This window comes from Stappia taiwanensis, from assembly GCF_014635285.1.
Lineage (GTDB): Bacteria > Pseudomonadota > Alphaproteobacteria > Rhizobiales > Stappiaceae > Stappia > Stappia taiwanensis.
The window spans coordinates 509,088-528,156 of record NZ_BMCR01000003.1; the positions used below are offsets into that span (position 1 = coordinate 509,088).

Consider the following 19,069-nt stretch of genomic DNA (forward strand, 5'->3'; position numbering starts at 1 on the left):
GATGACGAGGGCGCGCGGCATGACGGCTGTGCCGCGCGCTTTTCTGCGCCATGGGGCGGCGTGGCGGCGATGAAATTCACCAAGCTTCGCATTCTGGGCTTCAAGTCCTTCGTCGAGCCGATGGAGTTCATCATCGCCGATGGGCTGACCGGCGTGGTCGGCCCGAACGGCTGCGGCAAGTCGAACCTTGTCGAGGCGCTGCGCTGGGTGATGGGGGAAAACTCCTACAAGAACATGCGTGCGTCCGGCATGGACGACGTGATTTTTTCCGGCAGCCTCAACCGTCCGGCGCGCAACACCGCCGAGGTAACGCTGTTCCTCGACAACAGTGACCGCACGGCGCCGACCGGGTTCAACGATACCGACCTTCTGGAGGTGACCCGGCGGATCGAGCGCGAATCCGGCTCCAACTACAAGATCAATGCCCGCGATGTGCGCGCCCGCGACGTGCAGCTTCTGTTCGCCGACGCGTCCACTGGCGCCCGTTCGCCCGCGCTGGTGCGCCAGGGCCAGATCGGCGAGCTGATCGCCGCCAAGCCGACCTCTCGCCGGCAGATCCTGGAAGAGGCGGCGGGCATTTCCGGCCTGCATTCGCGCCGGCACGAGGCCGAACTGCGCCTGCGGGCGGCGGAACAGAATCTCGACCGTCTGGAAGACGTGCTGGTGCAGATCGAGGGCCAGCTCGATGGCTTGAAGCGTCAGGCCCGGCAGGCAAGCCGGTTCCGCAATCTGTCGGCGGAAATCCGCGCCGCCGAGGCGACCCTCTATTACCTGCGCTGGCTCGACTGCCGCGACCAGCTCGCCGCCGCCGAACAGGAGCATGCCGCCGCCGAGGCCGAGGTTGCCGAGGCAACGGCGGCCCAGGCCGAGACCGCGAAGGCCCAGGCGATTGCCGCCTACAAGGTGCCCGAGGCCCGCGATGGTGCGGCCAAGGCCGGGGCGGCGCTGCAGCGCCTGCTGATCGCCCGCAATGGGCTGGACGGCGAGGAGCGGCGCGCCCGCGAGCGGCTGTCGGAACTGTCCGCGCGGTTGCAGCAGCTTCAGCAGGACATTGGCCGCGAGGAAGCCCTGATCGCGGAAAACGGCGAGCAGCTTGCCGCGCTGGCGGAAGAGGAGGAAGAGCTGCGCGCCGAGGCGCTGGCCGATGAGGAACAGGCCGCACTGGCTGGCGAGAAGGTCGAGGCGGCGGAAGCGGTGCTTGCCACTGCCGAGGAGCGGCTTGAGGCTCTGACCGGGGAGCAGGCGGGCACCGCCGCACGGCGTCGCCAGTTCACCCAGGCGGTGCAGGATGCGCGCGCCCGCGCCGAGCGCATCGGCCAGCAGCATGACGCCGCCGCCGCGCAGATCGCCGCGCTGGGGGATCAGCTCTCCGCTGCCGGCGATCTGGAAACCCTGCAGGCCGGGCTGGAGGCGGCCGAGGAGGAGCTTGAAGTCGGCGAGGAGGCAGCCACGCTGGCCGAGGAGACGGTCGAGACCGCCCGTGCCCGGCTGGAGGCGGCGCGCGGACCGCTTGCCGAGGCCGAGGGGCTGGTCTCCCGGCTGGACACCGAAGCGCGCATGCTGACCGAGATCATCGAGGCGGGCGGCTCTGGTGACTGGACGGCGGTGGTCGACGAGATGAGCGTGGCGCCGGGGTACGAGACCGCGCTCGGCGCGGCGCTGGGCGAGGATCTGGATGCGCCGGTGGGCGGCGAGGCGCCGATGCGCTGGAGCGTCACGCCCGGCGACGGCGCGGCGGATCCTCCCTTGCCGGCTGGCGCCATCCCCCTTGCCGGGGAGGTGACGGCGCCGGCGGCCCTGTCGCGCCGGTTGGCGCAGATCGGCGTTGTCGATGCGGCGGATGGTGCGCGCCTGCAAGGCGAGCTGAAACCGGGTCAACGGCTTGTCAGCCGGGACGGGGCGATCTGGCGCTGGGATGGGTTCACCGTCTCCGCCGATGCGCCGAGCGCGGCGGCGCAGCGGCTGGAGCGCAAGAACCGGCTGGCGGTGGTCGAGGAGGAGCGGATCGCCGCCGCCGATGCGCTGGACGAGGTCCGGCGCATGTTCGCCGAGGCGGGTGAGGCTGTGCGGCGGGCCGGCGAGGACGAGCAGGCGGCGCGCCAAAGGCTGCGCGATCTGCGAATGCGGGTCGAGACCGGGCGGCAGGAGGTTGCTCGGGTCGAGCGGGCGATTTCCGAAACTCTTGCGCGCAAGTCCGGGCTGGAAGACACGCTGGCGCGGCTTGCCCAGGATCGGGAGGAGGCCGAAGAGGCGGTTGCCGAGGCGCAGGCCCTGCTGGAGGAACTGGCCGATGACGACGGGCTGGAGCGCCGCGTCGATCTCGCCCGGGCCGAAGCGGCGGAGGCACGCGCGGCGGTCTCGCGCGAGCGTGCGGCGGTCGATGGCTTTGCCCGCGAGCAGCAGATGCGCCAGCGCCGGCTCGATGCCATTGCCCGCGAACGGGCCAGTTGGGTGCAGCGGGCCTCCGGCGCCGAACAGCAGATCGCAGTGTTGCGCGAGCGCATGGAAACGGCGGCCGAGGAGCGGGAGGCCCTGCTGCTGGCGCCTGATGACATCGATGCACGCCGGCGCGACTTGCTGGACGGGATCGCCAAGGCGGAAGAGGCACGCAAGACCGCCGACGATGCTCTGCTTGCGGCGGAAGCGGCGCAGCGCGAGGCCGATGCGGCGGCCCATGCGGCCCTGTCCCGCTTTTCCCAGGTGCGCGAGCGCAAGATTCGCGCCGAGGAACGCGTTGAGGCGGCCCGTGGCCGCAAGAGCGAAACCGAAGAGCGAATCGATGAGGTGCTGGAGGTGGCGGTGTCCGCGCTGCCGGAACTCGCCGGCCTCAAGGAAGGAGCGCCCCTGCCGCAGGCCGAACCGGTGGAGCGCCGGGTGGAGCGGCTGAAGGCGGAGCGCGAGCGGCTGGGCGGCGTCAACCTCAGGGCGGAGGAGGAGCTGGCGGAAATCGACAGCCAGCGCAGTACGTTGACCAGCGAGCGCGACGATCTGATCGAGGCGATCCGCCGCCTGCGCACGGCGATTTCCAACATCAACCGGGAGGCGCGCGAACGCCTGCTCGCCGCCTTCGACACGGTCAACAGCCAGTTCCAGCGCCTGTTCACCCATTTGTTCGGCGGCGGCACCGCCGAGCTGCAACTGGTCGATGCGGAAGACCCGCTCGATGCCGGGCTGGAGATCATCGCCCGGCCGCCGGGCAAGAAGCCGCAGACCATGACGCTATTGTCCGGCGGCGAGCAGGCGCTGACCGCCATGGCACTGATCTTTGCCGTGTTCCTGACCAATCCGGCGCCGATTTGCGTGTTGGATGAGGTGGATGCGCCGCTCGACGATGCCAATGTGGAGCGCTATTGCGATCTCTTGGACGAGATGGCGCGCAGCACGGAAACCCGCTTCGTGGTGATCACCCATAACCCAATCACCATGGCCCGGATGAAGCGGCTGTTCGGTGTGACCATGGCCGAACGCGGCGTGTCGCAGCTCGTCTCCGTCGATCTGGATACCGCGGAACGCTTCCTGGAGGCGGGTTAGGCTTCCGTGCATTGCGGCAACAGCTCGCGCCCAAAACCGTCGGGCGGTTTGTCAGACTGTTGATGGCGATGGATAAATTAATAAAAACAGACACTTGCCTTGTTTCGCTGTGTCCTTGACAGGGCAGGGGGTGCCGACTATGGTGCGCCCGGCTTTCAGGGGTTTGCGTGAAGCGATCCAGCAAGCGTCGATCGCGCGGGGATAAGAACGATATGCCTCCTAGCGACGATGATTCGGGGCGCAAGAGCGACAAGCCGGTGGAAGCTGAACTGTCCGAGCGGATGGACCGGCTGGTGCGTGCGCTTGAAGAAAAGAATCCGAAGCCGGATGAGCCGGGGCCGGATGCCTCTTCGAGCGGTGCGCATGGCTATGTTCAGGCCATGAAGCTGTCGACGGAATTCGTCGCTGGCATTCTGGTCGGAGCGGCCATCGGTTGGGTGATCGACAGCGGCTTCGGAACGGGTCCCTGGGGCTTGATCGTGTTCCTGCTGTTGGGTTTCCTTGCGGGCGTGCTGAATGTCCTTCGGTCTGCCGGTCTTGTGGCGGAGCCGTTCGACAAGTCGCGCGACGGATAGTTTTGAACCATTTCACGGCGCTTTTCGCGCCTCCACGCGACCGCTAAAGAGGGGCTGACCCGGTGGCGAACGACCCGATCCATCAGTTCCAGATCACCAAGATCGTGCCGATCGAAATGGGTGGCCTCGATCTTTCCTTCACGAATTCGGCCCTGTTCATGGTCGCGACCACCGCCGTGGTGTCGCTTTTCCTGATCATGTCGACCAGCGGCCGTGGTCTCGTGCCGACGCGCTGGCAGTCGATGGCCGAGATGAGCTACGAATTCGTGGCCAGTACCTTGCGAAGTTCGGCGGGCAACGAGGGAATGCGGTTCTTCCCGCTTGTCTTCTCGCTGTTCATGTTCGTGCTGATCGCCAACCTGATCGGCATGTTCCCGTATTTCTTCACCGTGACCAGTCATCTGATCGTGACCTTCGCCCTGGCGATGCTGGTGATCGGCACGGTCGTGCTCTACGGCTTCGCCAAGCACGGCATGAGTTTTCTCAAGCTGTTCGTGCCCGACGGTGTTCCGGGTGCGCTGGTTCCGCTGGTGACGCTGATCGAGGTGATTTCCTTCCTCTCGCGTCCGGTGAGCCTCTCCGTCCGTCTGTTCGCCAACATGTTGGCCGGTCATATCACCCTGAAGGTGTTCGCTGGCTTCGTGGTGTCGCTCATCGCCGCCGACGGGCTCGGCGTGATGGGGCCGATCACGGCGATCCTGCCGCTGGTCATGGCGGTTGCCCTGACGGGTCTGGAGTTTCTGGTGGCCTTCCTTCAGGCCTATGTTTTCACGGTTTTGACCTGCATGTACCTCAACGATGCGCTGCATCCGAGCCACTAAGGGTCATTTGGGTTCGGCTTCGCAATAAAGCGAGGCTGACAACGTCGCTGCAATCTCTACTCAAGGAGCAAGTGTCATGGAAGCTGAAGCAGCAAAGTACATCGGTGCCGGTATCGCCTGTCTCGGCATGGGCGGCGCCGCCGTCGGTCTCGGCAGCATTTTCGGCAACTACCTCTCGGGCGCCCTGCGCAACCCGTCCGCTGCCGATGGCCAGTTCGGCCGCCTGATCTTCGGCTTCGCCGTGACCGAGGCGCTCGGCATTTTCTCGCTTCTCGTCGCTCTTCTCCTGCTCTTCGCCGTCTGATTTCGTAGACGGCGTCAGCGACGCGGATTCCGACCGGGCGGACCTCCTCCGCCCGGTCATCGCATCGCGACGACGGCGATGCCGAAACCGGAGCGTCATTGGAGACCATCATGGCCACGACAAGCGCTGAAACCCATACCGGAACGGAAGTTCCCGCCGACGCGCACAGCACTGGCACCTTTCCTCCGTTCGACGGTGGAACCTTTGCCTCGCAGATCCTGTGGTTGGCGATTACCTTCGGCCTTCTCTACTGGATCATGAGCAAGGTCGCCCTGCCGCGCATCAGCGGAATTCTCGAGGATCGCCGCGACCGGATCGCCGGCGATCTGGCGGAAGCCAACCGGCTGAAGCAGGAAAGCGATGCCGCCATTGCCGCTTACGAGCAGGCACTGGCCGAAGCACGCGGCAATGCACACAAGATTGCCCATGACACGCGGGCCAAGCTGAAGTCCGATGTCGAGGCGCGCCGTACCGCGGCCGAAGCCGGTCTGGCTGACAAGCTGTCGGATGCGGAAAAGCACATCGCGGAGCTCAAGACCACGGCGCTTGCCAATGTGGGTGAGATCGCGACCGACACGACGACTGCACTGGTCGAGACCCTGATCGGCAAGGCGCCGACCAAGGCGGAGCTGACCAAGGCCGTCGACTCGGCAATGAAGTGAGGATAGGCTGATGGATGCGACAGCATGGAGCCTGATCGGGCTCGTTCTCTTTCTCGGCCTTATCGCTTACATGAAGGTGCCGGCGATGATCACCGGGGCGCTGGACAAGCGCGCCGATGGCATTCGCCAGGAGCTCGATGACGCCCGCAAGCTGCGCGAGGAAGCCCAGTCGCTGCTCGCCGACTATCAGCGCAAGCGTCAGGAAGCCGAAGTCGAAGCCGAGGGCATCATCGCCGAAGCCAAGCTCGAAGCCGAGCGGCTGACGGTCGAGGCCAATGAGGCGCTCGAAGAGATGATCGCCCGCCGCACGGCCGCTGCCGAACGCAAGATCGAGCAGGCCGAAGGCCAGGCGGTCGCCGAGGTGCGTGCCCGGGCTGCGGAGATCGCGGTCACCGCGGCAACCGACATCCTTGGCAAGAAGGTGGCTGGAAAGGTCAGCGACGAGCTTCTCACCAAGAGCATCGGCGAGGTCAAGGATCGGCTAAACTGATCCGGAACTTGGTCCATTGCATGTGAAAGACGGCTCCGCTTAGGCGGGGCCGTTTTTTATGGCCGGTGGCGGAGGGTCGATATCGGATTTTGCGGGCCCGGGTTTCGCTGGCTATTCGGGGCCCATGATGACGATCCGAAAATCATGCCCGGCCGACGGGCCGCGCGTTGTCGAAATCTGGTGCCGCTCCGTCGATGCCACACACGGCTTTCTGTCCCCGCAGGATCGACGGGACATTGAACGCGAGGTGCGTGGCTTCCTGCCTGATGCGCCGCTGGACCTTGCCATTGATGGTGACGATAGGCCGGTGGGCTTCATGCTGCTCGACGGCGGCCACATGGAGGCCTTGTTCATTGACCCCGACCATCGCGGTAGGGGCGTCGGCCGTCAGCTCGTCGCGGAGGCGCTGAAGCGCGAACCGGACCTTTCGACCGATGTGAACGAGCAGAACCTTCAAGCGGTCGGCTTCTATCGGCGCATGGGATTCGAGCCCGTGGGGCGGTCGGCGCGGGATGGGCAGGGGCGGCCGTATCCGCTGATCCATCTTCGCCATACCGGTTCCTCCTGAAGCGGCTTCCAGGAAAGATCAGCTCAGGCGCAGAGGTTCCGCCGAAGGAGGCGGATGCAGGGCGCTACTCCGGATCGAGGCCGAGGACGGCGCGGATCGGCCGGAAGCTGCGCCGGTGCAACGGACAGGCGCCGAGTTTTTCAAGCGCGGCTGCATGGGCGGCGGTGCCATAGCCCTTGTGTCGGGCAAAACCATAGCCGGGCCAGAGCGCATCCATTCGGGTCATCAGGCGGTCCCGGGTCACCTTGGCGACGATGGAGGCAGCGGCGACGCAGAGCAGGCGGCCATCGCCTTTGATCGCTGGCTGACCGGGGAAGGAGAGGTTCGGCGGCACATCGCGGCCATCGATGAGACAGGCGTCGGGCGCGCGCGGCAGGGCTTTTGCCGCCCGGGTCATGGCGCCAAGGGTGGCGGCGCGGATGTTGAGCCGGTCGATGCTTTCCGGGCTGGCAAAGGCGATGGCGACCTCGGCGGTTTCCAGGATCGCCTCGAACGCCCGCACCCGTCCGGCCTCGTTCAGAGTTTTGGAGTCGCGAATGCCCTCGGGCAGGTTCTCATAATCGAGGATCACCGCGGCGACCGTTACCGGCCCCGCCCAGGGGCCGCGCCCGGCTTCGTCAATGCCGGCCAGTCTGCCATCGAAGGATCGAGCGATCCGCGCTTCGGCCACCGGGTCGATCGCGCCGGGAAGCTCAAGGGCCAGCGCCGGGCGGAGCTGAAAGTCATTTGCCATGGCCTATGGTTCGCCTTCGCCGGCTCGGCCTGCAAGGGGGGCGCATCGGCAATCCCCGCTTTTCCGGCGAGTGCCGGTTCTGTCAGATCATCCGCCGCGAACGCGGTGCCTCAGAACAGCGCCAATTGCACGCCGCCGCTGCGCGGCGGTGAGAACAGGTCGGTGCGCAGCGGCTGCCGCCGCCGATTGAGGCCGAGGCGCTTGCTGGCGAGCGAAAAGCGCTTGGCCAGTTGCTCCGCATAGGGGCCTTCGCCGCGCATCCGCTTGTTCCATTGGGCGTCGTAGTCCTTGCCGCCGCGCATGGAGCGGATCAGGTTCATCACATGGCGGTAGCTGTCCGGCCGGTGCCGCAACAGCCAGTCGCGAAACAGCGGGCTGACCTCGATCGGCAGCCGCAGCAGGATATAGCCGGCGGCGCTCGCGCCCGCTTCCTGACCCGCTTCCAGAATGCGTTCCATCTCCGCATCGGTCAGGGCCGGGATCACCGGCGCCACCATCACGGCGGTGGGGATGCCCGCGTCGCTGAGGCCCCGCAGCGCATCGAGGCGCCGGCCGGGGGTGGCGGCGCGCGGCTCCAGCGTGCGTGCCAGCTTGCGGTCGAGGGTGGTGACCGACAGGGCCACCTTGACCAACCCGCGTTCGGCCATGGGCGCGAGCAGGTCGAGGTCGCGCAGGATCAGCGCCGATTTGGTGACGATGCCGACCGGATGATTGCAGCGCGACAGCACCTCCAGGATGCCGCGCATCACCTGATGTTGCCGTTCGATCGGCTGATACGGATCGGTGTTGGTGCCGATGGCGATGGAGCGCGGTTGGTAGCCGGGCTTGCCGAGTTCCCGTTCCAGAAGCTCCGGCGCGTTCGGCTTGACCGTCAGCCGGGTTTCGAAATCGAGCCCCGGCGACAGGCCGACATAGGCATGGCTCGGGCGGGCAAAGCAATAGACGCAGCCATGTTCGCAGCCGCGATAGGGATTGACCGAGCGGTCGAAGGAAATATCCGGCGAGGCGTTGCGGGTGATGATGCTGCGCGCCCGCTCCTCCTGCACCTCGGTCTTCAGGTCGGGCAGGGTGTCGAGCGTGCCCCAGCCGTCATCGAAGGCGTCCTGGCTCTCGCGCTCGAAACGGCCGGCCATGTTGAGACCGGCGCCCCGTCCCTTGCCGCGCGGGCTGTCGCCGGGCGCGGGAGGGGGCGGCTGATTCGGGAGCTGGATATCGGCGATGGGCATGACCGGCCCTTGTGTCCTGTTGCGGTTCGAAAATGGAACATAACAGGAACATAGAGGCCGGGGAAGGGACTTCGACAGCGCGTGGTCGGCGCCGCGCGCAAGAGGCGGGAGAGGGGCGGTCTACCCGGCGCTGCGGCGCAAGGTGTCGCTCGGCCGCTCGCCATAGCGCTCGCGATAGGCGCTGGCGGCGCGTCCCAGATGGGTGAAGCCGGCGGCGTGGATCAGATCGGTGATGCTCTGGCCTTGGCCGCCAGCGGTCAGCCGCTCGCGCAACAGGGTGAGACGCCGTTCCTGAACGGCTTCGGTCAGGGTCTGGCTACGGTGGGTCTTGAAGGCGATCTGCAGCGCGCGCAGCGAGCAGCCACAGTGGCGGGCGAGGTCGGCGTAGTCGATGGTGCCGTCCAGATGCGCGTCGATGAAGGCGAGGGCCCGACTCACCCGGCTGGGCGTGGCGCTGCCGCCGGCCGGTAGATCGAACAGGGCGGCGCGGATGTTGCTTCCATGCCCCCAGATCAGGGCGCTGCAGATGCTGTCGGCCACCTGCTGCAACAAGGCCGGATGGTGGGCCGCCGGGCTTTCCGCCATCCGCGCCAGATGGCCGATCTGCGCGGCGATGATTCGCCCCGGATCCTGGTCGAGGCGCAGCAGCGGATCGAACACGATCTCCTCCACCGGCGTGTCGAGAAAGGTTGCCATCATGCGTTCCAGATGGCTCCGCTCCAGCATGAGGATCAACTGGCCGCAGGAGCGATGCCAGCGCATCACCGAGGGGCGGGTCGGGGAGAGCACGGAGGCGGCGCGCGCCGGCACGGTATCGCTGACGGCGGTGCCGCAACGGATCTCGGCGCCGCCGCGCATCGGCACCTGGATCAGGTAGAAGCGTTCAAGGCACCCCGGATCGATCTCCACATCGCCGCCATAGGCGACATAGTTGATGGAGCCGCCGGCGAAGCGCAGGCTGTTGTGGGTGGCGAAGAAGGCGGCGCCGCGATCCAGCGGGCTGAGCCGGTGGGCGCAGAAGATGCGCCCGACCTGTTCCGCAGCTCTGGAAACGTCCTGCGTCGCGACCTTCACATGGCTGGCAAGCGGTTGCCCTGCATCCATGATTGGCTGTGACCTGTTCAAGCGCTCTGGAAGCCGGTCCTTGGATGGCCGGTCTGTTGCGGCGACGCTACCACGATCGCCGGGGCGCGTCATGCTGCAGCGCAAGGAGGACTGTTTGCGCTGCGCAATGCCGGAAATCACGGGATTTTTGTAACCAATCTTCGTTTAGCGGCTACCGGCTTCGCCAGGTGGATAGACGCGGGCGCTGGGGAGGCGTTTGCTTGAAACATCAAATATCGCTCCGGAATGACCCGCGCCGACAAGGCGGACACCGGAGTGCCAGAGGAACAAGGGGGCGCCCAAAGCGTCCCCAGGAGGGAGACAGACACGATGAAGACATCCATCCCCAACATGGTTCAGGTCAACACCGATCCGGGCATCACCCGCGCCGGAACCGGCATTGACGAGGTCGAGTGGAGCATTCTCGGCCACACCTACTGGCTGAAGTCGGAAGGGGAGAGCTGCTTTGCCTTTGAGACGCTGGACCCGCCGGGCACCTTCGTGCCGCCGCATATCCATCCGACCCAGGATGAATTCATCTATGTGCTGGAAGGGCGGTTCGACCTTTATCTCGACGGCCAGCATCATCAGGCGCATGCGGGCGACATGGTGCGCATGCCGATGGGCATTCCGCATGGCTACTACAATCTGACCGACAAGCCCTGCCGCGCCATCTTCTGGGTCAGCCCGGCCCGGCGCCTGCGCGAGCTGTTCGACAATCTGCACAATCTCGGCGATCCGGAAGAGGTGGTGCGCCAGTCGGCCATGCGCGAGGTGCAGTTCCTGCGTCCGGAAGAGATGGCGTTCGACCCGCTCACGCTGAAGGGCTGACACCGAGCCAGCAAAGGGCGTGATCGCCAGGCGCCTGCCGCCGCCGGGATGCCGGCGGCGAAGGCCCCCGTGTGTCCATGCCCTGAAAGCCCCATCTGCCACGGGGGGCGTGTTGCAGCCGCGGCCAGAAAGCCGGCGCGGCGCTCCTCGTGAGAAACCGTGGAACAAACACATGGTCAAGCGCAAGAAGGTCTGCGTCATCGGCGCCGGCGTGAGCGGACTTGCGTCCGCGCATGCCTTCAACAGCCGGGGACATGAGGTCACCGTTCTGGAACGCAGCCACGATCTGGGCGGCGTCTGGGAACCCTCCCGCTCCTATCCCGGGATCAAGACACAGAGCCCGAAGGATCTCTATCGCTACGTCGGCAAGGCGATGCCGGCGGATTACCCCGAATGGCCCTCCGGCCGTCAGGTCTATGAGTATCTGCGGGACTATGCGGCGGAAAACGGGTTGATGCCGCTGATCCGCTTCTCCCATAAGGTGACGGGCATGGAGCGCCGGCCCGATGGCGGCTGGCGGCTGACGGTGGAAGCCGAAGATGGCGCGGCGCAGGTGATGGAGTTCGATTTCGTCGTTGTCGCCAGCGGCACCTTCAGCGACAAGAATGAGGTCACCCATCCGGGCCGGGACGCCTTCGAGCAAGCCGGCGGGAAGGTGATGCACTCCTGCGAATACACCGATCCGTCGGTGGTGCGCGGACGCAAGGTCGTGGTGCTCGGCTTTTCGAAATCCGCCACCGATGTTGCCGTCAACGCAGTGCGGGAAGGGGCCAGCGAGGTCTCCATCGTCTATCTGGAGCCGGTCTGGCGCATCCCCTACAAGTTCGGTGGTCTCGTCAACTTCAAGCGCATCCTCTATTGCCGTGCCTCCGAAAGCATGTTCCCGGGCTGGAGCATGACCGCGCTCGGCCGGCTCGGCCACGCGCTGGCCAAGCCCTTGATCTGGGCCAACTGGCGCGGACTTGAGGCACTGCTGACCGCGCAGTTCGGGCTGAAGAAACTGGGGATGCGGCCAAAGACGAAGATCGAGGACACGATCTCCTGCGGCCTGTCGATCGCCACCGAAGGGTTCTTCGACTTCCTCAAGCAGGGGCGGATCAAGGCCTATCAGGGCACTTTCGATCACTATGAGGGCAACTCGGTGGTGTTGACTGGCGGCCAGACGCTTGAGGCGGATGTGGTGGTGCAGGCGGTCGGCTGGAAGCTGGGGATTCCCTTCCTGCCCGAAGAGGTGAGCCAGCGGTTGATCGACGACGATGGCCAGTACCGTCTCTACCGTCTGATCGTCAATCCGGACCTGCCGGACCTTGGCTTCGTTGGCTTCAATTCAAGCTTCGCCACCGTGCTGACCAGCAACATGGCGGCGGAATGGTTGGTGCGCTATGTGGATGGCCAATTGGCCAATCAGCCGTCGCCGGAACGGATGCACCAGTGGATTGACGCCCATCTTGCGTGGCGCCGCACCCGGCGCCCGGCGGCCAAGGTCTATGGCGGGCTTTGTTCCGCGCCCTATCACTTCCGCCATCTCGATGAACTGGTCAGGGACATGGGCGCCAGCAAGACGTCGCAGGCCAATCCGCTGGCGGAGGTGTTCACCCCGCCCAATGCCGATGCCTTCGGCAAATACCTGCAAACGGTGCCGAGCTATCAGGTCGGTTGAGGCGATCCGTTGCCCCGCCCGGGAAAGCCTTCCGGGCGGGGCGATGCTTTGCCTAGAGGGCGAACTGATAGGTCGCCGGCATCCAGCGGTAGCCCTCGCCGGTCGGCTCCAGGAAGCCGAGGGCGGGGAAGGGCATGTGGTAGCCGGTGATCGGAAGTTTGTCGTTGGCGATCATGTCGAACAGCCGCTTGCGGGTCGCCGCCGCCTTGTCCTTGTCCATGTCATAGCGCACGTGCCAGTCCGGCCGCTGGATCGACACCACGAAATGATTGGCGACATCGCCCCAGATCAGCAGCCGCTTGCCGCCGCTCTCGATATGGAAGGACATGTGTCCGGGGGTGTGGCCGGCGGTGTCGAGGCCAAGAATGCCCGGCACCACCTCCGTCTCGTCGCCGATGAAGGTCATCTTCTCCGCCAGCGGCACAACATTGGAGCGCACCAGCCTGGCTACCCGCTCGGTCGGTCCGCTGAGCCGGTCCTCGGCGCTCCAGAACTCGTATTCCGCCTGTCCGGTCACGTAGCGCGCGTTCGGATAGGTCGGCGCACCGCCGGTCATCAGCCCGCCGATATGATCGGGATGCATGTGGGTGATGACCACCAGATCGACCTGTTCGGGACTGTAGCCGGCCGCGGCAAGCTGGGCCGGCAGGGTGCCGTTGTCGCCGCCAAGGCCGGTGTCGAACAACACCAGTTCGCGCCCCGTATTGACCAGTACCGGGGTGAAGCCATTGACCATGCGGCTCGCTGGCAGATGGTTGGCGGCCAGAAGCTCCGCCACCGTCTCCGGCTGCTGATCCGTGCCGAAGATCGGATGCGGCCCATCCATCGCCCGGGCTGCATCGAGCAGGGTGGTGACCTCGAAGTCGCCGAGCTTGAAGCGGTTGAACCGGGGGGCGGCGGCGCCGAGCATCGGCGCTTCGGCCTTCGCCTGTGGGGCCATCGACACCAGGGCCGGCGCGGCGAGGCCAAGACCGGCGGCGCCGGCCAAGAGGCGGCGGCGTGACAGGGATGCTGTGCTCATTGCGTGTTCCTCCCTTGCGAGCGTCGCGAACACTGACGCTTGGTCATTTAAGGCCCCACGGCAGGTGGGACAGCGCGGATCACATAGCCGTGATGGCCGCCATCGCGACGATGCTGTGCGGGCTCAGGCCTCGCGCAGCTTGCCGCGTTTCAGATGTTCATCGAGGCGCGGCAGGATCTCGACGAAATTGCAGGGCATGTGCCGGTAGTCGAGCTGCCACTTGAGGATGCCGTCCCAGGCATCCTTGCAGGCGCCCGGCGAGCCGGGCAGCACGAACAGATAGGTGGCATTGGCCACCCCGCCGGTGGCGCGTGACTGGATGGTCGAGGTGCCGATCTTGTCATAGGAGATCCGGTGGAAGACCTCTGAGAACCCGTCCATGCGTTTTTCGAACAGCGGCTCGATCGCTTCCGGCGTGACATCCCGGCCGGTGAAGCCAGTGCCGCCGGTGGTGATGATCACATCGACATCCGGCGCCGCGATCCAGCGCTGGACCACCTGACGGATCGCCTCCACATCGTCGGTGGCAATCGTCCGATCCGCCAGATGGTGTCCCGCTTCCTGCAACCGTTTGGCCAGCGTGTCGCCGGAGCGGTCATCTTCCAGCACTCTTGTATCGGAGACGGTGAGCACGGCGATGCGCAGCGGGATGAACGGGCGGCTGTCATCAAGGCGATGCATGGTGTGGTGTTTCCTCTTGGACGGGCGGGAGCCTCCGCCGGTAAGCTTGTCACAATCTAGGCGTCCGGCGATGGTTCCGCCAGTATCGGCGTATCGGACCAAACAGCGCGGCCTTGCGAGAGGGGATGATGGACTGGACGGCGGCAGTCGATGGCTATTGCGAGCGGGTTGCGCCGGGCTTCTGGCAGGAACCGGTGAATGCGGTGACCAATGCGGCGTTTCTGATCGCGGCAACTCTGGCGCTGCGGTCCTGGCGGCGCTCTGGCGGAGACGACCGCGCCGGCCTTGCCCTGATCCTGATCGTCTTTGCCGTCGGCATCGGCTCGTTTCTGTTCCACACCTTCGCCAATCGTTGGTCGGGGCTGGCGGATGTGTTGCCGATCATGCTGTTCATCCAGCTCGCCTTTTACCTGGCGCTGCGCCGGGTGCTGGGTTTGGGCGTTGCCGCTGCGCTGCTGCTTGCGCTGGCCTTTCTGGTGGTCTCATCGCTCGTGGGGCCGTGGCTGGCGCGCAGCGTCGGCTCGAGCGGTGCCTATCTGCCGGCGGGGCTCGCCATTGTCGGCATTGCCGCGCTGGCTCCGCCCGGCCGACACGGGCAGCGCCGGGCGCTGTTTGTCACCGGCTTGCTGTTTTTCGTTTCCCTTGCCTTCCGGGCCGGTGATATGCCTGTCTGTCCGGCTTTCCCTATCGGAACGCATTTCGTATGGCATTGCCTGAATGCCGTGGTCCTGTACCGTCTGATTCGCGTGTTGAGCGATGCGCGGGGCGGGATGCAGGGCGCGGCAGCGTGAGGGGGCCGGTGTTCGTTCACCGCGCAATGGCTCTCTTCGCGCATTCCTTGCCACCTGCCAATCCCAACGGACCGTCATGACCGATAAGCCGACCGCCCCCAAGACCATCAGCGAACTCGATGAGGCGGCGCTCTTCTATCACCGCTACCCCCATCCGGGAAAATTGACGATCCAGGCGACCAAGCCGCTGGGCAACCAGCGCGATCTGGCGCTTGCCTATTCGCCGGGGGTGGCGGCACCCTGCCTGGAGATCGCCCGCGATCCGGCACTGGCCGCTGACTACACCGCCCGGTCCAATCTGGTCGGCGTGATTTCCAACGGCACGGCGGTGCTGGGGCTCGGCGCGATCGGTTCGCTCGCCTCCAAGCCGGTGATGGAAGGCAAGGCGGTCCTGTTCAAGAAATTCGCCGGCATCGACGTGTTCGATATCGAGGTGGACGAACTCAAGGTCGAACCCTTCGTCGATGCGGTGGCGGCGCTGGAGCCGACCTTCGGCGGCATCAACCTTGAGGATATCAAGGCGCCGGAATGCTTCATGATCGAGCGCGCCCTGCGCGAGCGGATGAACATTCCGGTGTTCCATGACGACCAGCACGGCACGGCCATCATCGTCGCCGCCGCGGTCAAGAACGCGCTGGAATTCGCCGGCAAGGACATTGCCAAGGTCAAGATCGTCGCCTCCGGCGCCGGCGCGGCCGCGCTCGCCTGCCTCAACCTCTTGTGTTCGCTCGGCGCGCGCCGGGAAAACATCTGGGTGACCGACATCGAAGGGGTGGTCTATGCGGGCCGCGAGGCCCTGATGGACGAATGGAAGGCGGTGTTCGCCCAGGACACCGACAAGCGCACCCTGGGCGAGGTGATCCCGGACGCGGATGTGTTCCTCGGCGTGTCGGCCGGCGGCGTGCTGAAGCCGGAGATGGTGGCCAAGATGGCCGAGCGGCCGCTGATCCTGGCGCTCGCCAATCCCAATCCGGAAATCATGCCGGAAGATGCGCTTGCCGTGCGTGACGACGTGATGATGTGCACGGGCCGGTCCGACTATCCGAACCAGGTCAACAACGTCCTGTGCTTCCCCTATATCTTCCGCGGGGCGCTGGATGTCGGGGCGACGACCATCAACGAGGAGATGAAGCTCGCCGCCGTCGCCGCCATTGCCGAGCTGGCGCGGGAAGAGCCGTCCGAGGTGGTCGCCCGCGCCTATGGCGGGGTCAGCGAGACCTTCGGCGCAAAGTATCTCATTCCCTCGCCCTTCGACCAGCGGCTGATCCTGCGGATCGCACCGGCGGTGGCGCGCGCGGCGATGGAGACCGGCGTTGCCCAGCGGCCGATTGAGGATTTCGAGGCCTATCACGACCGGCTCAACCGGTTCGTCTTCCGCTCCGGTCTGGTCATGAAGCCGGTGATCGCCGCCGCGCGCGGCGCCTCCACCCGGATCATCTACTCCAATGGCGAGGATGAGCGGGTGCTGCGTGCCGCCCAGGTGCTGATCGAGGACAAGCTGGCGCACCCGATCCTGATCGGCCGCCCCTCGGTGATCGAAACGCGCAGCGCGCGCTTCGGCCTGAAGATCCGTCCGGGCGTCGATTTCGAATGCATCAACCCGGAAGACGATCCGCGCTACCGCGAATATGTGGAGACGTTGCTGGAGCTGGTCGGGCGGCGCGGCGTGACGCCGGAGGCGGCGCGCACCATGATCCGCACCAACACCACGGTGATCGGCGCGATTGCCCTGCATCGGGGCGAGGCGGATGCGCTGATCTGCGGTCTCGATGGCCGCTATTCCAAGCATCTGGCCGATGTGCGCTCGATCATCGGCACGGCCAAGGGCGTGCAGGACTTCTCAGCCCTGTCGCTCTTGATCAACACGGGCGGGGCCACCTTCTTCACCGATACCTATGTGACCGAAAACCCGAGTGCGCGGGAAATCGCCGAGACGACCATGCTGGCGGCGGAGGAGATCCGCCGCTTCGGCATCACTCCGCGTGCGGCGCTGCTGTCGGCCTCCAACTTCGGCTCGCGCGACATGGACTCGGCCTCCAAGATGCGCGAAGCGCTGGCGATCCTCGACGAGATCGCGCCGGATCTGGAAGTCGATGGCGAGATGCATGGCGACAGTGCCCTGTCGCTGGCCATGCGCAACCGGGTGATGCCGAACTCGCGGCTGACCGGCGAGGCCAACCTTCTGGTCTTCCCGTCGCTGGACGCGGCCAATATCGCGCTTAACCTGGTGAAGGTGATGACCGACAGCCTGCATGTGGGGCCGATCCTTCTGGGCACGGCCAAGCCGGTGCACGTGCTGACCCCGTCGGTGACCTCGCGCGGTGTTGTCAACATGTCGGCCTTCGCTTCGGTGGAGGCCAAGACCCGCAAGGCGGCGGAAGGCTGACGGGGCGCGGCACGCTTCGCCGCCCACCCGAATGAATGGAAAAAACGCCGGAGCGGTTCGCCGCTCCGGCGTTTTTACGTTTCCGAGCTCTTGAAATCGGTGCCAGATTACCGAAGATCAGGGCGCTCGCGGCGGTCTTATGCCGCATTGTCCTATATTCAGAATCTGTGAAGTTACCCGTTCCACCAGCAGAAAAGGTCCTGCGACATGTCACTCCATATTGGCGATATCGCACCGAACTTCACGATCGAGACCACCAAGGGAACGATCGACTTTCACGACTGGATCGGTGACTCTTGGGTGTTCTTCTTCAGCCATCCTGCGGATTTCACGCCGGTCTGCACGACCGAAATGGGCCGTACGTCGCAATTGGCTGGGCCGTTCGCCGCGCGCAACACCAAGCCGCTTGGCCTGTCTACCGACACGGTCGCGGAACATGTCAAATGGATCGCGGATGTCAACGACACCCAGAACACCGATCTGCAGTTCCCGATTGTCGCCGATGCCGACCTCAAGGTGTCGCGGCTCTATGACATGCTCCACCCGGATGAGAGCGAGACCCAGGCGGTCCGGTCGGTGTTCATCATCGACCCGAACAAGAAGATCCGTCTGACGATGACCTATCCGATGAACGTGGGTCGCAACTTCGATGAGATCCTGCGGGTGATCGATGCCTTGCAGCTTGCCGACAAGAACAGCGTGGCGACGCCGGCGGACTGGCGCCCGGGCGATCGGGTGATCATCCCGCCGTCCATCACCAACGAGGACGCGAAGACGAAATTCACGCAAGGCTGGGATGAAGTTCGCCCCTACCTGCGCTTTACCGACGTGGCGTGACCAACGCCGTCTGACCGCGTTTGATACCCGCCTTCCCGGGGCGACCGAGGGTCGATCCGGGGAGGCGTTGTCGCCGTGCCAGCGGGCAAGTCCTTCCGCTGGCAGGCGGTTCGCGCTTGCCGCCTGGGCGGAAATGCCCGCACGATGCGAGGGCGGGGGTGCTTTGCCGGCTTTTCGACAAGTGCCTTGAGATTTGTCATGAAATCTTCGCGAGCCTGATACACTCTGGGCGTGTGCGTGCGGTTTGCGCGCCGATGTTCGGGTGAGAAGTCATGTCCCATTTGCTTGTTGTCTATGCCACCACCGAGGGGCATACCCGCAAGATCGCCGCGCGGGTGGCGGAGTGCGTACGCGCGGCCGGACACAGCGTGACCCTGGTCGATGCGGGCGCGGCGGAGCGGCTTGAGCTGGGGCCGTTCGATGGGGCGATCCTGGCGGCCTCATTGCATGTGGGGCAGCACCAGCGCGAGATCCGGGATTTCATTCACAAGCAGCGCTGTCGCCTGGAGGCGGTGCCGACGGCCTTCATTTCCGTCAGCCTGTCCGGTGGCTCGTTGCTGGCCGAGGATCGGCGGAACGCACAAGGCGCGCTTGAGGCGATGTTCGAGGAACTGGACTGGCAGGCAACCGCGGCGCATCTGGCCGGCGGTGCGGTGCAGGACGGGCGAATGGGCTTCTTCAAGCGCTGGATCATTCACCGGATCCTGCGCCGCAAGGGCGTGGAGATGGACCCGTCCGGCTATATGGAATTCACCGATTGGCCGGCGCTTGACCGGTTCGTCGGGCGGTTTCTTCACGACAATCTGCATCAGGCGCGCGAAGGCGCCTGATGCGAAAGCCCATGGCGG

At 65.6% G+C, this 19,069-nt stretch carries 18 protein-coding genes; 13 read left to right on the forward strand and 5 right to left on the reverse strand.

Annotation, left to right across the window (positions count from 1 at the left end; all coding sequences use genetic code 11):
• Window positions 1–69: 69 nt before the first annotated feature.
• The 7 genes from IEV83_RS09740 (at window position 70) to IEV83_RS09770 (ending at window position 6,951) form a co-directional block, all read left to right on the forward strand.
• A complete protein-coding gene (locus IEV83_RS09740; RefSeq protein WP_181760184.1) occupies window positions 70–3,531 on the forward strand; it encodes a chromosome segregation SMC family protein in 3,462 nt (1,153 codons plus the stop codon).
• Window positions 3,532–3,743: 212 nt separating this feature from the next.
• Window positions 3,744–4,106 carry an AtpZ/AtpI family protein gene (locus IEV83_RS09745; protein WP_181760183.1) on the forward strand — a complete coding sequence of 121 codons (363 nt, stop codon included), beginning with the start codon at window positions 3,744–3,746 and terminating at the stop codon, window positions 4,104–4,106.
• A 62-nt stretch (window positions 4,107–4,168) separates the two neighbouring features.
• Window positions 4,169–4,927, forward strand: a complete 759-nt coding sequence (locus IEV83_RS09750) for a F0F1 ATP synthase subunit A (RefSeq protein ID WP_181760182.1) — start codon at window positions 4,169–4,171, stop codon at window positions 4,925–4,927.
• A gap of 76 nt (window positions 4,928–5,003) precedes the next feature.
• Window positions 5,004–5,231 carry a F0F1 ATP synthase subunit C gene (locus tag IEV83_RS09755; RefSeq protein ID WP_181760181.1) on the forward strand — a complete coding sequence of 76 codons (228 nt, stop codon included), beginning with the start codon at window positions 5,004–5,006 and terminating at the stop codon, window positions 5,229–5,231.
• A gap of 110 nt (window positions 5,232–5,341) precedes the next feature.
• A complete protein-coding gene (locus tag IEV83_RS09760) occupies window positions 5,342–5,893 on the forward strand; it encodes a F0F1 ATP synthase subunit B (RefSeq protein ID WP_181760180.1) in 552 nt (183 codons plus the stop codon).
• Between the two features lie 10 nt (window positions 5,894–5,903).
• Window positions 5,904–6,383: a F0F1 ATP synthase subunit B family protein gene (locus tag IEV83_RS09765; RefSeq protein WP_181760179.1), complete on the forward strand. Its 480-nt coding sequence runs from the start codon at window positions 5,904–5,906 to the stop codon at window positions 6,381–6,383.
• A gap of 124 nt (window positions 6,384–6,507) precedes the next feature.
• Window positions 6,508–6,951, forward strand: coding sequence for an acetyltransferase (locus IEV83_RS09770; RefSeq protein WP_181760178.1), 444 nt, complete (start codon window positions 6,508–6,510; stop codon window positions 6,949–6,951).
• 64 nt (window positions 6,952–7,015) lie between these two features.
• Here IEV83_RS09770 and rnhB read toward each other — a convergent pair whose 3' ends face one another.
• The 3 genes from rnhB to IEV83_RS09785 form a co-directional block, all read right to left on the reverse strand.
• Window positions 7,016–7,684 (reverse strand): ribonuclease HII, encoded by a 669-nt coding sequence (rnhB, locus tag IEV83_RS09775; RefSeq protein ID WP_181760177.1) that lies wholly within the window; start codon window positions 7,682–7,684, stop codon window positions 7,016–7,018.
• 110 nt (window positions 7,685–7,794) lie between these two features.
• A complete protein-coding gene (locus IEV83_RS09780; RefSeq protein WP_181760176.1) occupies window positions 7,795–8,910 on the reverse strand; it encodes a PA0069 family radical SAM protein in 1,116 nt (371 codons plus the stop codon).
• Between the two features lie 120 nt (window positions 8,911–9,030).
• On the reverse strand, window positions 9,031–10,014 hold the full coding sequence (locus tag IEV83_RS09785) for an AraC family transcriptional regulator (RefSeq protein WP_181760175.1): 984 nt from the start codon (window positions 10,012–10,014) through the stop codon (window positions 9,031–9,033).
• Window positions 10,015–10,344: 330 nt separating this feature from the next.
• Here IEV83_RS09785 and IEV83_RS09790 point away from each other — a divergent pair, with 330 nt between their 5' ends.
• Window positions 10,345–10,845 carry a cupin domain-containing protein gene (locus IEV83_RS09790; protein ID WP_181760174.1) on the forward strand — a complete coding sequence of 167 codons (501 nt, stop codon included), beginning with the start codon at window positions 10,345–10,347 and terminating at the stop codon, window positions 10,843–10,845.
• A gap of 172 nt (window positions 10,846–11,017) precedes the next feature.
• Window positions 11,018–12,505: a flavin-containing monooxygenase gene (locus IEV83_RS09795; RefSeq protein WP_181760173.1), complete on the forward strand. Its 1,488-nt coding sequence runs from the start codon at window positions 11,018–11,020 to the stop codon at window positions 12,503–12,505.
• 52 nt (window positions 12,506–12,557) lie between these two features.
• On the opposite strand, the gene IEV83_RS09800 is transcribed toward IEV83_RS09795, so the two are convergent.
• Both IEV83_RS09800 and moaB read right to left on the reverse strand, forming a co-directional pair.
• Window positions 12,558–13,526 carry an MBL fold metallo-hydrolase gene (locus IEV83_RS09800; RefSeq protein WP_181760172.1) on the reverse strand — a complete coding sequence of 323 codons (969 nt, stop codon included), beginning with the start codon at window positions 13,524–13,526 and terminating at the stop codon, window positions 12,558–12,560.
• 123 nt (window positions 13,527–13,649) lie between these two features.
• A complete protein-coding gene (gene moaB, locus IEV83_RS09805) occupies window positions 13,650–14,207 on the reverse strand; it encodes a molybdenum cofactor biosynthesis protein B (RefSeq protein WP_181760171.1) in 558 nt (185 codons plus the stop codon).
• Between the two features lie 125 nt (window positions 14,208–14,332).
• Here moaB and IEV83_RS09810 point away from each other — a divergent pair, with 125 nt between their 5' ends.
• The 4 genes from IEV83_RS09810 to IEV83_RS09825 all read left to right on the forward strand — a co-directional run bounded on the left by IEV83_RS09810 (window position 14,333) and on the right by IEV83_RS09825 (window position 19,051).
• Window positions 14,333–14,998, forward strand: a complete 666-nt coding sequence (locus tag IEV83_RS09810) for a ceramidase domain-containing protein (RefSeq protein WP_308683731.1) — start codon at window positions 14,333–14,335, stop codon at window positions 14,996–14,998.
• A gap of 76 nt (window positions 14,999–15,074) precedes the next feature.
• The gene (locus IEV83_RS09815; RefSeq protein ID WP_181760170.1) at window positions 15,075–17,384 is read left to right on the forward strand and encodes an NADP-dependent malic enzyme; all 2,310 of its coding nucleotides are present in this window, start codon (window positions 15,075–15,077) and stop codon (window positions 17,382–17,384) included.
• A 207-nt stretch (window positions 17,385–17,591) separates the two neighbouring features.
• Complete coding sequence (locus tag IEV83_RS09820; RefSeq protein WP_181760169.1) at window positions 17,592–18,221, forward strand: peroxiredoxin; 630 nt, start codon at window positions 17,592–17,594, stop codon at window positions 18,219–18,221.
• A gap of 272 nt (window positions 18,222–18,493) precedes the next feature.
• Window positions 18,494–19,051, forward strand: a complete 558-nt coding sequence (locus IEV83_RS09825) for a flavodoxin domain-containing protein (RefSeq protein WP_181760168.1) — start codon at window positions 18,494–18,496, stop codon at window positions 19,049–19,051.
• The last annotated feature ends 18 nt before the right edge of the window (window positions 19,052–19,069 follow it).

Bases quoted from the DNA above. Each gene is read 5' to 3' on its own strand.
- rnhB (WP_181760177.1), bottom strand. From the start codon at position 7,684: ATGGCAAATGACTTTCAGCTCCGCCCGGCGCTGGCCCTTGAGCTTCCC.
- IEV83_RS09740 (WP_181760184.1), top strand. From the start codon at position 70: ATGAAATTCACCAAGCTTCGCATTCTGGGCTTCAAGTCCTTCGTCGAG.
- IEV83_RS09810 (WP_308683731.1), top strand. From the start codon at position 14,333: ATGATGGACTGGACGGCGGCAGTCGATGGCTATTGCGAGCGGGTTGCG.
- IEV83_RS09745 (WP_181760183.1), top strand. From the start codon at position 3,744: ATGCCTCCTAGCGACGATGATTCGGGGCGCAAGAGCGACAAGCCGGTG.
- IEV83_RS09780 (WP_181760176.1), bottom strand. From the start codon at position 8,910: ATGCCCATCGCCGATATCCAGCTCCCGAATCAGCCGCCCCCTCCCGCG.
- IEV83_RS09760 (WP_181760180.1), top strand. From the start codon at position 5,342: ATGGCCACGACAAGCGCTGAAACCCATACCGGAACGGAAGTTCCCGCC.
- IEV83_RS09820 (WP_181760169.1), top strand. From the start codon at position 17,592: ATGTCACTCCATATTGGCGATATCGCACCGAACTTCACGATCGAGACC.
- IEV83_RS09770 (WP_181760178.1), top strand. From the start codon at position 6,508: ATGATGACGATCCGAAAATCATGCCCGGCCGACGGGCCGCGCGTTGTC.
- IEV83_RS09765 (WP_181760179.1), top strand. From the start codon at position 5,904: ATGGATGCGACAGCATGGAGCCTGATCGGGCTCGTTCTCTTTCTCGGC.
- IEV83_RS09800 (WP_181760172.1), bottom strand. From the start codon at position 13,526: ATGAGCACAGCATCCCTGTCACGCCGCCGCCTCTTGGCCGGCGCCGCC.
- IEV83_RS09815 (WP_181760170.1), top strand. From the start codon at position 15,075: ATGACCGATAAGCCGACCGCCCCCAAGACCATCAGCGAACTCGATGAG.
- IEV83_RS09785 (WP_181760175.1), bottom strand. From the start codon at position 10,014: ATGGATGCAGGGCAACCGCTTGCCAGCCATGTGAAGGTCGCGACGCAG.
- IEV83_RS09755 (WP_181760181.1), top strand. From the start codon at position 5,004: ATGGAAGCTGAAGCAGCAAAGTACATCGGTGCCGGTATCGCCTGTCTC.
- moaB (WP_181760171.1), bottom strand. From the start codon at position 14,207: ATGCATCGCCTTGATGACAGCCGCCCGTTCATCCCGCTGCGCATCGCC.
- IEV83_RS09790 (WP_181760174.1), top strand. From the start codon at position 10,345: ATGAAGACATCCATCCCCAACATGGTTCAGGTCAACACCGATCCGGGC.
- IEV83_RS09795 (WP_181760173.1), top strand. From the start codon at position 11,018: ATGGTCAAGCGCAAGAAGGTCTGCGTCATCGGCGCCGGCGTGAGCGGA.
- IEV83_RS09825 (WP_181760168.1), top strand. From the start codon at position 18,494: ATGTCCCATTTGCTTGTTGTCTATGCCACCACCGAGGGGCATACCCGC.